Source organism: Microbacterium sp. LWS13-1.2, from assembly GCF_040144835.1.
GTDB lineage: Bacteria > Actinomycetota > Actinomycetes > Actinomycetales > Microbacteriaceae > Microbacterium.
The window spans coordinates 68,413-82,433 of sequence record NZ_CP151632.1 but is presented as its reverse complement, the minus strand read 5'-3'; the positions used below and the strand labels follow the sequence as shown (position 1 = coordinate 82,433).

The following is a 14,021-nucleotide window of genomic DNA, read 5'->3' as shown; positions in this document are numbered from 1 at the left end:
GCATGAGCAGCGCAGCCAGCGAGCAGTCCACCGGCGCCACGAGCACCACGGATACCGCCACACCGCCGTCGACCAGCACCAACCGGCGCCAGCCGTTCGGTCAGGGCTTCCTCGACACGATCTCCACCGGATGGGCCGAGCGCCCCGACACCGCGCCCCCGGCGCGCCCGCAGGCGCCTTTCGCGGCGCGGCGCCGCGATGCGGTCTCGGCAGCGTTCCCCGGCAAGCGCCTGGTCATCCCCGCCGGTGAGCTGAAGCAGCGCAGCAACGACACCGACTACCCCTTCCGGGCGCACTCGGCGTTCTCGCATCTCACGGGGTGGGCGTCGGATTCCGAGCCCGGGGCCATGCTGGTGTTCGAACCCCGATCGTCGGGCGGCCACGACGTCACGCTGTACTTCCGCGAGCGCGCCGACCGCACGACGAGCGAGTTCTACTCGGATGCCTCGATCGGCGAGTTCTGGATCGGCCCCCGGCCGGCGCTTGCCGGCGTCGCTGCGGATCTCGCACTCGCGACCGCGCACATCGACGACTTCGAGTCCGGCGACGGCGATGTCGTCCTCGACGAGGACGACGACCTCGCGCGGTTCGTGTCGGAGCTGAGGCTCGTGAAGGACGCGTACGAGATCGGGCAGATGGAGCTCGCCGTGCAGGTGACCGCGTCCGGCTTCGACGACATCGTCGCGAACCTCCCTGCCATCGTCGAGCACCCCCGCGGCGAGCGCGTCGTGGAGGGCGTGTTCCAGCAGCGCGCCCGCAGCGACGGCAACGCGGTCGGCTACGACACGATCGCGGCATCCGGTCCCCACGCGTGCTACCTGCACTGGACGCGCAACGACGGCGCCGTGGTGCCGGGCGATCTCATCCTGATCGACGCCGGCGTCGAGGTCGACAGCCTCTACACCGCCGACATCACGCGCACGCTCCCGGTCAGCGGCCGCTTCACCGACGTGCAGCGCAAGGTCTACGAGACGGTGCGCGAAGCCGCCGACGCCGCCTTCGCCGCGGCCCGCCCCGGCGTGAAGTTCCGCTCCGTCCATGAGGCCGCCATGCAGGTCATCGCGGCACGGGTCGCAGAATGGGGCCTGCTGCCGGTGACGGCCGAGGAAGCGCTGGATGCCGACAACGGCGGCCACCACCGCCGCTACATGGTGCACGGCACGAGCCACCACCTGGGCATCGACGTGCACGACTGCGCGCAGGCCCGCCGCGACATGTACTACGACGGCATCCTCGAGGCCGGCATGGTCTTCACGATCGAGCCGGGGCTCTACTTCCAGATCGACGATCTCACCGTTCCCGAGGAGTACCGCGGCATCGGCGTGCGCATCGAGGACGACATCCTGATGACCGACGACGGGCCCGTCAACCTGTCGTCCGCCATCCCGCGGACCGCGGACGAGGTCGAGGCCTGGATCGCGGCCGGCGGGCGCTGAGCCCGTGGCTTACACCGCTCCGGCGTCGTTCACGACGCGCCCGACACTGACCGGGACGTTCGGCATGTCGGCGTCGACCCACTGGCTTGCGACGGCCACCGCGCAGGCGGTGCTGGAGCGCGGCGGCAACGCGTTCGACGCGTCGGTCGCCGCGGCCTTCGTGCTCCACGTGGTCGAACCGCACCTCAACGGCCCCGGTGGCGACCTCGTCGCGATCTTCCAGCCCGCGGACGCCACCGCCCCGACGGTGCTCATGGGCCAGGGGCCCGCGCCCGCGGGTGCGACGATCGCCCATTATCGCGACGAAGGCCTCGATCTCGTTCCCGGCGCCGGCGGCCTTGCGGCGGCGGTGCCCGGCGCCGTCGACGCCTGGCTTCTGCTGCTGCGCGACCACGGGACATGGGAGCTCGCCGACGTGCTCGCGTACGCGATCGGCTACGCCCGAGACGGGCACCCGCTGGTGGCGGGCGCCGCCGCGACCATCGCTCGCGTGGCCGAGCTGTTCCGAGATGACTGGACGACCTCGGCCGAGTTGTGGATGCCGGACGGACAGCCGCCCGCCGCCGGGCAGGTCATGCGCAATCCGGCGTACGCCGCCGTCCTCGACGGGCTGGTGCACGCGTCGTGCACCGTGCGCGACGACGGTCCGGTGGGCCGCGCCGCCCGCATCGACGCCGCACGGCGGGAGTGGAAGACCGGGATCGTGGCGCACGAGGCGTCGGCGTTCCTCGCGCGGCCGCATCGGCACTCGGACGGCGGCGCACACGCGGGCGTCATCACGGCCGACGACTTCGCCGGCTTCGACGCCGGCTACGAGCCGGCTGTGACGCGGGAGTTCCGCGGGCGCACGATCGCGAAGGCCGGCGCCTGGACGCAGGGGCCGGCGCTCCTGCAGACGCTCGGTCTGCTCGAGCCCCTCGCCGATGACCTTCTCGATCCGTCGCAGGAGGCCGGCGCGCACACGATCCTCGAGGCGCAGAAGCTCGCCTACGCCGACCGCGATGGCTGGTTCGGCGATGACGACGTCGACCTCGACGCGCTGCTGTCCGCCGAGTACCTCGACGCGCGGCGCTCGCTGATCACCGAGACCGCCTCGGTGCAGTTCCGGCCGGGCTCGCTGCCCGGGCGCACGGCGTTCCGCCCACCGCTGCGCACGACGTACGACGCTCCGGCGCTCGGCACCGGCGAGCCGACCGTCGCGCCCGCCGAGCCGAGGGTGTCGTCGTCCGGTGAGACACGGGGCGACACGTGTCATCTCGACGTCATCGACCGCTGGGGCAACATCGTCTCGGCGACCCCGTCGGGCGGCTGGCTGCAGTCATCGCCGGCGATCCCCTCGCTCGGGTTCTGTCTCGGCACGCGCCTGCAGATGACCTGGCTCGAGCCCGGGTACCCGTCCTCGCTCGCGCCGGGACGGCGGCCGCGCACCACGCTCACGCCGACGCTCGTCCTGCGCGGCGGCGTGCCGGAGTTCGCGATCGGCTCCCCCGGCGGCGACCAGCAGGATCAGTGGCAGCTGCTGGCGCTCCTGCGGATCATCGTCGGCGGCTACTCGCCGCAGCAGGCGATCGACGCGCCCGCGCTGCACACGACGTCTCTGCCCGAGTCTTTCTGGCCGCGCACGTGGACGCCGGCCGGCGCCGTCGTCGAGAACCGCCTGGGCGATGCCCTGATCGAAGGCCTCGAGCGCCGGGGACACGTCGTGACGCGCGCGGGCGACTGGGCTCTCGGCAGGGTCTCGGCGGTGGGACGCGATGCCGCCACCGGCGTCGTCTGGGGCGCCGCCAATCCTCGCGGCATGCAGGGGTACGCCGCCGGTCGGTAGGCCCGGAACCGGCGCATCGCCGCCACCGGTCTGGGGTCAGGCGGCCGCCCGCACCTGCGGACCGACGTAGCGCGCCGACGGCCGGATGATCTTCGGGTCCCGCGCCTGCTCGAGGATGTGCGCCGTCCACCCGATGGTGCGGGCGACCGCGAAGGTCGGCGTGAACATCGATCGCGGCAGCCCGCATCGCTCCATGACCAGCGCTGCCCAGAACTCCACGTTCGCGTGCAGTTCGCGGCCGGGCTTGGCCTCGGCGAGCAGCCGTTCGGCCGTCTCCTGGAATCGCGCCGCGAGCTCGACGCGCGGACCGCCGGTGCGCAGGGCGACGCGCTTCATCAGCTCAGCCCGTGGATCCGCCGTGCGGTACACGGCATGGCCGAAGCCCATCAGCCGGCGCCCGGCCGCGAGCTCCCCGCGGATCCACGGCTCGATGCGCTCGGCGCTTGCCACGTCGTCCAGCCCGTCGAGCGCGCGCGACGGTGCACCGCCGTGCAGCGGTCCGGTCAGGGCGCCGAGTGCGCCGACCAGACAAGCGGCGGCATCCGCTCCCGTCGAGGCGATGACCCGCGCGGTGAACGTCGACGCGTTGAATCCGTGGTCCATGACGGCGATCAGATAGGCCGTGAGCGCGCGCTCGGTCTGGTCGTCGGGCTCGGTGCCGGTCACCTGGTGCAGGTAGTTCGCGACGACGCCGCGGCCGTCGAGCGCGGGCAGCACGGCCTCCCCGCGGCCCCGTCGCCACAGCGCGCCGACGATCACGGGCGTCGACGCGCCGAATGCGATCGCGTCGTCGAGGCGCTGGTCCTCGTCGAGGTCGTAGAGCGGGCGGATGCGGCGCCGCACGCCGAGCAGCGGCCATGCCGCAGCGAGGCCGGCGAGCACGTCGGGCGTCGCGGATGCGACCGCGTCGATGACCGCCTCGATGTCGCCCCGCCGCTCCGCCGAGGCGGCGACACGGGCGGCGAAGGCTGCTCGGGAAGCGCCCGTCGCCGGCTCGCCCGTCACCAGCAGCTGCCACGCGTCCTCGAACGTCGCCGACGCCGCAAGCTCGATCGCCGAGCGGTCCCGATATTGGTAGAAGCCCTCGGCGCCGCGAACATCGCTCACGGTCGTCTCGGCCACGATGACGCCGGCGAGACCTCGCGGGAGGTCCCTCGTGGCGGACTGTGTCGTCGTGCTCATGTCGGCTCCTTGTCGTTCCCGGCAGCCCGTCCGGGATGTCAGACGGGCGAATACCGCTACAGTCAGTGTCGGAACTTGATCACGCTTTCGTCAATCTTGATCGGATCAACATCATGGGCGACCTTCCCCGCCTCACCGCTGTGGAAGCGGCCGCGCGCCTGGGCGTCAAACCGGAGTCGCTGTACGCCTACGTGTCGCGAGGGCTCCTCTCGCGCGAGCGGGACGCCGCCGGCTCGTCGTTCGATCCGCTCGAGGTCGAGGCGTTCGCGCGACGGCGCCGCCGTTCGCCCGCCGCGGCGCCGGGAACCGCCGTGGCGGGGACTCCCCTCATGGTGCTCGACACGAGCCTTGCCCACATCGACGACGACCGGCTGCACTACCGGGAGCGGTCGGCCGCGCGCCTCGCACGCGAGCAGTCGTTCGAGGACGTCGTCACCTGGCTCTGGGATGTGCCGTCGCTGCGGAGTCCCTCCGACGACGACCTCGCCGTGGCGCGCCGTACGATCGCCGCCCTGGGCGAGACCACCTCGTCGCTGGATCGCGTGCTGGTCGCCGTCACGGCACTGGGTGCCACCGATCCCCTGCGCGACGACCCGGACCCGTCACAGCTCATCCGCGTCGGTGCGCGACTGCTCACGGGTGTTCCCTCGTCGCTCGCGCCGAAGGGCGACGCCGACACGATCGCCTCCACGCTGTGGCGCGCGCTGGCCGCGTCCGACGACCCGCACGGCCGCCGCCTGCTCGATGCCGCGCTCATCCTCGTGATCGATCACGACCTCGCGGTCTCGACGCTCGCCGCGCGCGTCGCGGCCTCGGCGCGGGCATCCGGCTACGCCGTCGTCACGGCCGCGCTGGGTGCCTTCGACGCGCCATTGCACGGCACGGCGAGCCGCGCCGCCGTCCGCATGCTGCGCGCCGTGTCCGAGGGCGATCCGGCGCCCTCGGCGATCGCCCGTGCGGTGCGCGACGGCGGGCGCGGCATCCCCGGGTTCGGCCAGGCGTTGTATGCCGGCGGAGACATGCGGGCTGCCGTTCTGCTGGAGCTGCTGCGGGAGGCGCCCGGCAGCGCCGACGTCATGGCGGCTGTCGACGCGGTCGCCGGTGAAGTGGCACGTCGCGCCGACGCACGACCGAACCTCGATCTGGCGCTGGCCGCGCTCGTGCTCTGGGCGCAGATGCCCGAGGATGCCGGCGCCGTCGTCTTCGCGGTCGGCCGCATCGCCGGCTGGATCACCCACGCGATCGACGAGTACGACGAGCGCCCGATGCGCCTGCGGCCCCGGGGCCGCTACGTGGGTCCTGCCCCGGAGTGAATCCTGCGCATCCACGCGACGACCCGAGGGACGAGGTCGGCGGCGATCTCGGCCGGCGGGCGTTTCTGGCCCTTGACCTCGAAGGAGTGGCCGCCGCCCTCGATCCACGCGATCTCGGCCCGGCGGCACGTGGCGATCGCCGCGTCCAGCTGGCCATGGGGATCGATGAAGGGATCGTTGGTGCCCTCGACGAACAGCTGCGGCTGCGGCACATCGGGCAGGTGCGCGGTGCGGGCTTTGTCGGGGCTCCCCGGCGGATGGAGCGGGTAACCGAGGTAGACCAGCCCCGACGGATCGATCACGCCTTCCGCAGCGGCCATCGACGCCATGCGCCCGCCGTACGACTTGCCCATCGCGAAGACTGGTGCCCCGTCCGCACTCTTCACCAGGGCGGCATGCATCGCCGCCCACGTCGCGACGGCGTGAGCCGCGGGACCCGGCATCCGTCGTCCCGCTTCGACGTAGGGGAAGTTGAAGCGCAGCGTGGCGACGCCCGCGCGCGCGAGCGCGTCGGCGAACCCGGTCAGGAACGGATGCCGGTAGCCGGCGCCGGCACCGTGCGCGAGGCCGGCGAACGCCCAGGGCGCTGCCGGCGCCACGAGGTCGATCGAGACGTCGGCGCTTGCGTTCGGGAGCGCGACGGCGATCCGCGAGGAATCCCCGCCTGCGCTCATGCGCGTTCGCTGTCGCCGGCGCGCGATTCCTTCGTCGCGTCGACGGCGTCCCGCTCGGAGCCGTCTGCCGGGTCTGCGACGGCGCCGTCCGCATCGGCGGCGTCCGCCGGTTCACCGGAGACCTCCGTCGGTTCACCGCCGAGGGCATCTGCGGCGGGCTGCTCGGGCGCCGACGGCTGCGGCTCCTGCCGCGCGGCATCCGTGTTCGGCACGACCCGCTCGCCGTACCTCGGTGGCTCCGCGGCCCCCGCCGGGGGAGCGGGCGCAGCAGGCGCGGTGGGCGACGTCGGAGCGGCTGACGCCGCAGGCGCGGCCGGCGTCACTCCGGTCTGGGGGCCGAGCACCTGACGTGCGCGATGCACGCTGTTGTCGGTCACGGTGACCTCGTAGTGGTCGGCGACGACCTGCATCACCGACGCGTAGTCGCGGCGGCGGCGCACGAACGAGTACGTGACGATGCTCAGCAGCATGCCGATCGCGATGCCCACGAACAGCACACCGACGAAGGCCTGTATGGGCACGGACGGGGATCCGATCACCAGGATCGCGGAGAACAGCAGTCCGAGGAGGAGCCCATTCACGGCACCGGAACGCGCCGCCGACGCGTAGCCGAGGCGACCCGTGATCCGCTCGATCGAACGGAGCCCCTGACCCACGATCGCGATGTCGCGCGCCGGGATGTCGGCCGCGATCAGCGAGGACACCGCCTTCTGCGCAGCCTCGTACGTCGGGAAGCTCGCCACGGTCTGGCCGACCGCGTCGGAACCCTGCGGAGAGCGCCCTCCCATCATGGTCATCTCCCCATCCTCCCATGGCACGCGGACTACGCTGGGACGTGTGAGCACGCAGAGGGTTTTCGTCGCGCGCCTTTCCGGGTGCTCGGTCTTCGACCCCGCCGGCGACCGTCTCGGCAAGGTCCGCGACGTCGTCGTCATTTATCGAAAAGATGATCCGCCCCGCGTGATCGGGCTCGTCGTGGAGATCCCCGGGCGTCGCCATGTCTTCGTCTCGATCGGACGCGTCACCTCCATCGCCACCGGCCAGGTCATCACCACCGGCCTCATCAACGTGCGCCGCTTCCAGCAGCGCGGCGGCGAGGTGCGCGTGATGGCCGAGATGCTCGGCCGCAAGGTGTTCTTCGCCGACGGCTCCGGCACGGCCGTGATCGAAGACGTCGCCATCGAGCGCAACCGCCTGGGCGAGTGGGATGTCGGACAGCTCTTCCTGCGCAAGCCGAAGACGAGCGCCTCGCCCTTCGCCAAGGGGCCGACGACTTTCGCCAACTGGGACGCGGTGCGCGAGAGCCAGGTGCCGGGCGAGGCCCAGTCGGCGGAACAGCTGGTCGCGACCTACTCCGAGCTGCGCCCCGCCGACCTGGCGAACACACTGCTCGACCTCCCCGAGGATCGGCTTCTCGAGGTCGTCGAAGAGCTCCCCGACGATCGACTCGCCGACGCGCTGGAAGAGATGCCCGAGGACGAGCAGGTGCACATCCTCGAGGCGCTCGACGACGAGCGCGCCGCCGACATCCTCGATGCCATGGAACCCGATGATGCCGCCGACGTGCTGGGCCAATTGCCCGAGGACCAGCGCGAGGAGCTGCTGGAGCTCATGCAGCCCGAGGAGGCGGAGGACGTCCGCGCGCTGCTGAAGTACGGCCCCGACACCGCGGGCGGTCTGATGACGAGCGAGCCGATCGTGCTGTCCGCCGACGCGACCATCGCCGAGGCACTCGCCCTCATCCGGCGCCACGAGCTGCACCCTGCACTGGCGGCCGCGGTCTTCGTGACGCTGCCGCCCTACGAGACGCCGACGGGAAGACTGCTGGGCACCGTGCACTTCCAGCGGATGCTGCGCTACCCGCCGCACGAGCGCCTCGGTGCGATCATCGACGACACGCTCGACCCCGTGCCCGCCACCGCATCGGCTGCCGAGGTGGCCCGGCTCCTCGCGTCGTACAACCTCGTCTCGCTTCCCGTCGTGGATCCCGCTCACCGGCTGGTCGGGGCTGTCAGCGTCGACGACGTGCTCGACTACCTGCTGCCCGAGGACTGGCGATCTCACGATGCGGAGGATGACGAACGACGCCCGGCGTCCGAGTCCGTGCCGACGACCACAGCGAGCACGCTGACCTTCGGCACGCCCAAGAGCACCGGCAGGAGGCGCTGATGGCACGCAGCAACCGCCAGCCGTCACTCGACGCACCCCGCGGCCGCTCGGGCATGCTGCAGCGCAGCCCGCAGCCGTCGAGCGACCGGTTCGGACGATTCTCCGAGGCGTTCGCCCGCGCGATGGGCACGTCGGGCTTCCTCATCGGCATGACCGTCTTCGTGGCCCTGTGGCTGGCGTGGAACATCTTCATGCCCCCGCAGCTGCAGTTCGACCCGTCCGCGACAAACTTCACGCTGCTGACGCTGATCCTGTCCCTGCAGGCGTCGTATGCGGCGCCCCTGATCCTGTTGGCGCAGAATCGGCAGGACGACCGCGACCGGGTCCAGATCGAGCAGGACCGGCAGCGCGCCGAGCGCAACCTCGCCGACACGGAGTACCTCGCACGCGAGGTGGTGGCGCTGCGCATGGCTGTCAACGACTTCGCCGACCAGGTCGTGACACGCGAGGTGCTCCGCACCGAGCTGCGCGCCCTGCTCGAGAAGCTCGACAACAGCCCCGAGGTCGACGAGGGCGCCACGAGATGAGCGTCTCCACGGACGCGGACGCCGTCCGCACCGCCGTCGGCGCTGTCTCGGATCCGGAGCTGCGCCGTCCGATCGGCGAGCTCGACATGGTCCGCGATATCTCCGTGCAAGACGGCGTCGCGCACGTCGCGATCGCCCTGACCATCGTCGGGTGCCCGGCTGCCGACCGCATCGCCTCGGACGTGCGCGCGGCCGCGGCATCCGTTCCGGGCATCACGGATGTCGCCCTCGACGTGGGCGTGATGACCCCGGCCGAGCGGCACGCGCTCACCGAGCGTCTCCGCGGCGACCGTGCCCGGGAGATGCCGTTCGGCCCCGGTACGCTCACGCGTGTCATCGCGGTCACCAGCGGCAAGGGCGGTGTCGGCAAGTCCACCGTGACCGCGAACCTCGCCGTCGCGCTCGCTGAGCGTGGCCTGGCCGTCGGGCTGGTCGACGCCGACGTGCACGGCTTCTCGATCCCCGGTCAGCTGGGTCTCGTGGCGGCCGACGGCAGCGTGCCGCAGCCCACGCGCGTCGACGACCTCATGCTGCCGCCCGTCGCGCACGGCGTGAAGGTGATCTCGATCGGGATGTTCCTGCGCGGGCGGGACGGTGACAGCCCGGTCGGCGCCGTCGCGTGGCGCGGGCCGATGCTGCACCGCACGGTGGTGCAGTTCCTCACCGATGTGTACTTCGGCGATCTCGATGTGCTCCTGCTCGACATGCCGCCGGGCACCGGCGACGTCGCGATCTCGGTCGGCCAGCTGCTGCCCAACGCCGAGGTGCTCGTCGTGACCACGCCGCAGACCGCCGCCTCGGATGTCGCTGTGCGGAGCGGCCTGGTGGCGCGTCAGACGGGCCAGCGGGTCATCGGCGTGATCGAGAACATGTCAGCCCTGACTCTCCCCGACGGCACGACGCTCGATCTATTCGGCGCCGGAGGCGGCGCCGCGGTCGCCACGGCGCTGTCTCAGCCCGATGCAGAGGTTGCGCTCCTCGGCTCGGTGCCGCTCAGCCCGACGCTGCGGGCGGACGCGGATGCCGGCATCCCGGCCGTCCTCGCGCACCCCGGTGATCCGGCATCCGAGGTCATCGCCCGCATCGCCTCGGAACTGGCGCGCACGCCGCGGGGTCTGTCAGGACGCTCGCTCCCGTTCCGTCCGCGGTGACGCCCGCTCGGCGTCAGGTCGCCTCGGTGTCATAGGGCGTCGGCCCACCTGCCGGACCGCGGAAGGGCGACGCCACCGGTGTGGTCGGGGGCGTCGGTGCGGGTGCGGCCTGCGCCGCGGCGGCGACACCGGCAACCGGCGCATCGTCCAGCAGAGCCTCGCGGATGATGCGTCGGGGGTCGTACTGGCGCGGATCGAGAGTGCGCCAGTCGACGTCGTCGAAGTCCTCGCCCATCTCGTCGCGCACACGCGTGCGCGCGGTTGTCACCCACTCCCGCGCCCGCTTCGTCAGTCCCGCGAGGGACTCCGCATACCGCGGCAGACGCTCGGGTCCGAGGATGAGTGCCGCGACGAGTCCGATCAGCAGAAGCTTCTCGATCGTGAGGCCGAAGATCATGCCTTCAGATTACCGCCGTGCCTGAGCGGTCAGCGCCGCGGGGCCGCGTAGGCTGGCGGACGGAGGGATGCCGATGGGAGAGCAGAATGCGAACCAGCGGTTCGTCGATGAGGCGACGAGCGAGCCGGAGCACATCGCGCGAGCTCGGGCGCACGCGCTCGAACTCGGCGCCGCGCCGATCAGTCCCGCCATCGGCGCGCAGTGCGCCGTCATCGCCGCCGCGTCCCAGGCGCTCAACATCGTCGAGATCGGCACGGGCGCGGGGGTCTCCGGTCTCTGGCTGCTACACGGTTCGCCGCGTGCCACCCTCACCACCATCGACAAGGAGCCGGAGCACCTCGGCGCCGCGCGTCAGGCCTTCGCCGAGGCGCGGATCCCTCCGGCCCGCGCCAGATTCATCACCGGCCGCGCCGCAGAGGTGCTGCCCCGCATGAACGAGGCGTCCTACGACATCGTGCTCGTGGACGCCGATCCCGATGGCGTGATCGAGTACGTCGAACACGGCCTTCGCCTGGTGCGCGCCGGTGGCACCGTGCTGGTCCCCCGCGTCCTCGCCGGCGGCGGCGTCGCCGACCCGGTCCGCCGGGACCCGGTGACTACCGCCTACCGCTCGCTCATCCAGGAGACACAGGCATCGCCCGCCGTGATCGGAGCGCTGTCGATCACGGGCGAGGGGCTGCTGCAGCTCACCACCATCGCCCTCACCTGACATCTCAGCAAAACGCGAATGGCCGGTCCCGTCGGGACCGGCCATTCGCGCAACGTGCCACTACGCGGCGTTGACGACGCCACCCAGTACGTCGTAGAGCTCCTTGGCCTCAGCGTCGTTCACCGAGACGACCAGGCGACCGCCTCCTTCGAGCGGCACGCGCACGATGATGAGTCGACCCTCCTTCACGGCCTCCATCGGCCCGTCTCCGGTTCTCGGCTTCATGGCTGCCATTGCGGCTCCTTTTCATCGATGGTCTGCAGGTCAAGTTTATCGTGAGGGCACGGGCCCCGGGCACGCCTGGGGAAAGCGGCATCCGGCATGTCGCGTCATGGCACCTGCCAGGTGCTGTTGCCGAGTGCGTACATGTTGTAGATCCACCACCACTGCCCGATCAGGCACACCAGGAGCACCCCGACGCGCCAGACGCGCGACCGCGGCACGGCGAAGGCGCCCCACAACGGGGAGAGCGGCACGAGCAGCCGGAAGATGCTCGACTGCGGGAAGAACACGAGCAGCAGGTACACGAGATAGCTCGCGCTCCACAGCCGGATCTCGACGCCCAGCCGGCGCACCTGCGGCAGGAAGGCGAGGGCAGCGCCCATCAGCAGCACGCCGGCGCCGGCGAGAGCGTAGCCGAGGGCGAGAGGCAGGCGCCAGATCGTCTCGAACCAGAACGACACCCCGGCGAAGAAGGGCTCGAAGGGTGCGAAGGACGGGTCTCCCGGCACCCAGTTGCGACGCCAGGCGAGCTCGGTCGCGAGGTAGGCGTCAGGGTCACCGGTCACCCAGCCGGCGATGAACTGCCACGCGAAGCCTGCGACGGCGGCGAGCAGGCCCAGCGCGATGATGTGGGTGATCTCGGCGCCGCGCAGGGGTTCCCTCGTCCTGTGGAACCACCTCCAGATGCCGAAGAGCGCCAGAAACAGCGAGAACGCCAGCACGCCGGGGCGCGTGAACGCCATCAGCGGAATGAGCGGATACAGCCAGCCGTAACGACGCCGCACCACGCACCAGAGCGCGCAGAACAGCCAGAAGAGGTTGAGCGACTCGGCATAGCCGATCTGGAACAGCGCCGCGATCGGCCCGCTGGCGAAGAACGCCACCGCCCACAGCGTCGCCACCTCATCGAGGCGGATCCGCAGCAGACTGTAGAGGGCGAGGGATGCACCGTACCCCGCGATGAGCGACACGATCACGGCGCCCGTCCCCCACTGCCCGCCGAAGGGCAAGGCGACCGCATGCGCGAGGTAGGGGTACAGCGGGAGGAACGCCCATGCGTTCTCGGCCACCTGCCCGGAATCGCTCAGCGGGAGCGAGCTCGGGTAGCCCGAGATCGCCACCAGCCAGTACCACGTGCCATCCCACGCGACGACAGTGTCTCCGACACCCGCATCCGCACCCATCCGGCTCTGGAAACCTGACAACTCGGCCGCAAGGAACAGGAACAGCGTGGTGATCAGGCGCGCGCCCAGGTAGATCGCCGCCACCCGCAGAGCTATGCGGCCCCTCGAGCGCCGGGGCGCGGGATCGGCGGTCAGTTGGTCGCCAGCCACGCCCGCAGGCCCTGCTCGACCGCCTCGATCTGAGCCACCGGCACCCGCTCCTCATCGTGGTGGGCGAGGTGCGGGTCTCCTGGGCCATAGTTCACGGCCGGCACGCCCAGCGCGCTGAAGCGGGCCACATCGGTCCATCCGTACTTCGGACGCGGTTCGGCGCAGACCGCGGCGAGGAACTCCTGCGCCAGCGGAGCGTCGAGGCCGGGTCGCGCGCCGGCCGCCACATCGACGACGTCGACCTCGAAGCCGGAGAACACCTCGCGCACGTGCGCCTCGGCCTCAGCCGCATCGCGGCTCGGAGCGAAGCGGTAGTTGACCTCCACCTCGCAGAGGTCGGGGATCACGTTGCCGGCGACGCCACCCCTGATGCGGACGGCATTGAGGCCCTCACGGTACACGAGCCCCTCGACCGCGACATCGCGCGGCTCGTACTCGGCGAGCCTGCCGAGGACGGGCGCCGCCTTGTGGATCGCATTCTCGCCGATCCAGGCCCGCGCGCTGTGGGCGCGAACGCCGTGCGTGCGCACGATCGCACGGAGGTTGCCGTTGCAGCCGCCCTCGACCTCGCCGTTCGACGGTTCGCCGAGGATCGCGAAGTCGCCGGCGAAGAGGTCGGGGCGCGTGCGCGCCAATCGGGTGAGCCCGTTGAGGTCGGCGTCGACCTCTTCGTGGTCATACCACATCCAGGTGATGTCGACTCGGGGAGCGATCAGCTCGGCGGCGAGCTTGAGCTGGACAGCGACGCCCGCCTTCATGTCGACGGTGCCACGGCCCCAGATGAAGGGCTGCCCCTCGATCTCGACGTCCTTCGTCGGGACGTTGCGGTTGATCGGGACGGTGTCGATGTGCCCGGCGATCACGACGCGCTGCGCGCGACCGAGGTTCGTACGGGCGACGATCGTGTCGCCGTCGCGATACACCTCGAGGTGATCGAGTGCCGAGATCTCCGCGAAGATCGCATCGGCGAGGAGTTTCTCCTCGCCCGATTCGCTCGGAGTGTCGCAGATGATGCGAGTGAGTTCAGCAGAGGAAAGCGACAGATCGAGCGCGGGCATCCCCCGAGTCTACCGAGGCGAATG

14 protein-coding genes are annotated in these 14,021 nt (G+C 71.3%); 7 read left to right on the top strand and 7 right to left on the bottom strand.

What is annotated here, in order from left to right; all coding sequences use genetic code 11:
- Positions 1-2 precede the first annotated feature (2 nt).
- Both MRBLWS13_RS00390 and MRBLWS13_RS00385 read left to right on the top strand, forming a co-directional pair.
- Positions 3-1,436, top strand: coding sequence for an aminopeptidase P family protein (locus MRBLWS13_RS00390; RefSeq protein ID WP_349427119.1), 1,434 nt, complete (start codon positions 3-5; stop codon positions 1,434-1,436).
- A gap of 4 nt (positions 1,437-1,440) precedes the next feature.
- Positions 1,441-3,261, top strand: coding sequence for a gamma-glutamyltransferase (locus MRBLWS13_RS00385; protein ID WP_349427118.1), 1,821 nt, complete (start codon positions 1,441-1,443; stop codon positions 3,259-3,261).
- A 36-nt stretch (positions 3,262-3,297) separates the two neighbouring features.
- Here MRBLWS13_RS00385 and MRBLWS13_RS00380 read toward each other — a convergent pair whose 3' ends face one another.
- Positions 3,298-4,443, bottom strand: a complete 1,146-nt coding sequence (locus tag MRBLWS13_RS00380) for a citrate/2-methylcitrate synthase (RefSeq protein WP_349427117.1) — start codon at positions 4,441-4,443, stop codon at positions 3,298-3,300.
- Positions 4,444-4,556: 113 nt separating this feature from the next.
- On the opposite strand from MRBLWS13_RS00380, the gene MRBLWS13_RS00375 reads away from it, so the two are divergent.
- Positions 4,557-5,756: a citrate/2-methylcitrate synthase gene (locus MRBLWS13_RS00375; RefSeq protein WP_349427115.1), complete on the top strand. Its 1,200-nt coding sequence runs from the start codon at positions 4,557-4,559 to the stop codon at positions 5,754-5,756.
- Here the strand turns inward: MRBLWS13_RS00375 and MRBLWS13_RS00370 are convergent.
- Entirely contained in the window at positions 5,732-6,430 is a 699-nt protein-coding gene (locus MRBLWS13_RS00370) for an alpha/beta family hydrolase (RefSeq protein ID WP_349427114.1), read from the bottom strand. The two genes, MRBLWS13_RS00375 and MRBLWS13_RS00370, sit on opposite strands and share 25 nt — an antisense overlap.
- Positions 6,427-7,227, bottom strand: coding sequence for a general stress protein (locus MRBLWS13_RS00365; RefSeq protein WP_349427113.1), 801 nt, complete (start codon positions 7,225-7,227; stop codon positions 6,427-6,429). Before MRBLWS13_RS00365 ends, MRBLWS13_RS00370 begins: the two co-directional genes overlap by 4 nt.
- A 40-nt stretch (positions 7,228-7,267) precedes the next feature.
- Between MRBLWS13_RS00365 and MRBLWS13_RS00360 the strand changes: the two genes are divergently transcribed.
- The 3 genes from MRBLWS13_RS00360 to MRBLWS13_RS00350 are packed head-to-tail and all read left to right on the top strand — an operon-like array spanning position 7,268 to position 10,277.
- Positions 7,268-8,599 carry a CBS domain-containing protein gene (locus tag MRBLWS13_RS00360; protein ID WP_349427112.1) on the top strand — a complete coding sequence of 444 codons (1,332 nt, stop codon included), beginning with the start codon at positions 7,268-7,270 and terminating at the stop codon, positions 8,597-8,599.
- Complete coding sequence (locus tag MRBLWS13_RS00355) at positions 8,599-9,126, top strand: DUF1003 domain-containing protein (protein ID WP_349427111.1); 528 nt, start codon at positions 8,599-8,601, stop codon at positions 9,124-9,126. The genes MRBLWS13_RS00360 and MRBLWS13_RS00355 overlap by 1 nt, the downstream gene beginning before the upstream one ends.
- On the top strand, positions 9,123-10,277 hold the full coding sequence (locus tag MRBLWS13_RS00350; protein ID WP_349427110.1) for an Mrp/NBP35 family ATP-binding protein: 1,155 nt from the start codon (positions 9,123-9,125) through the stop codon (positions 10,275-10,277). The genes MRBLWS13_RS00355 and MRBLWS13_RS00350 overlap by 4 nt, the downstream gene beginning before the upstream one ends.
- Before the next feature lie 13 nt (positions 10,278-10,290).
- Here the strand turns inward: MRBLWS13_RS00350 and MRBLWS13_RS00345 are convergent, their stop codons facing one another.
- The gene (locus tag MRBLWS13_RS00345; protein ID WP_349427109.1) at positions 10,291-10,674 is read right to left on the bottom strand and encodes a Sec-independent protein translocase TatB; all 384 of its coding nucleotides are present in this window, start codon (positions 10,672-10,674) and stop codon (positions 10,291-10,293) included.
- Positions 10,675-10,747: 73 nt separating this feature from the next.
- Between MRBLWS13_RS00345 and MRBLWS13_RS00340 the strand changes: the two genes are divergently transcribed.
- Positions 10,748-11,383, top strand: coding sequence for a class I SAM-dependent methyltransferase (locus MRBLWS13_RS00340; protein ID WP_349427108.1), 636 nt, complete (start codon positions 10,748-10,750; stop codon positions 11,381-11,383).
- 60 nt (positions 11,384-11,443) lie between these two features.
- Here MRBLWS13_RS00340 and MRBLWS13_RS00335 read toward each other — a convergent pair whose 3' ends face one another.
- The 3 genes from MRBLWS13_RS00335 to dapE all read right to left on the bottom strand — a co-directional run bounded on the left by MRBLWS13_RS00335 (position 11,444) and on the right by dapE (position 13,997).
- Complete coding sequence (locus MRBLWS13_RS00335; protein ID WP_019179788.1) at positions 11,444-11,617, bottom strand: DUF3117 domain-containing protein; 174 nt, start codon at positions 11,615-11,617, stop codon at positions 11,444-11,446.
- Positions 11,618-11,712: 95 nt separating this feature from the next.
- Positions 11,713-12,939: a hypothetical protein gene (locus MRBLWS13_RS00330; RefSeq protein ID WP_349427107.1), complete on the bottom strand. Its 1,227-nt coding sequence runs from the start codon at positions 12,937-12,939 to the stop codon at positions 11,713-11,715.
- The gene (dapE, locus tag MRBLWS13_RS00325; protein ID WP_349427106.1) at positions 12,921-13,997 is read right to left on the bottom strand and encodes a succinyl-diaminopimelate desuccinylase; all 1,077 of its coding nucleotides are present in this window, start codon (positions 13,995-13,997) and stop codon (positions 12,921-12,923) included. Before dapE ends, MRBLWS13_RS00330 begins: the two co-directional genes overlap by 19 nt.
- Between the last annotated feature and the right edge of the window lie 24 nt (positions 13,998-14,021).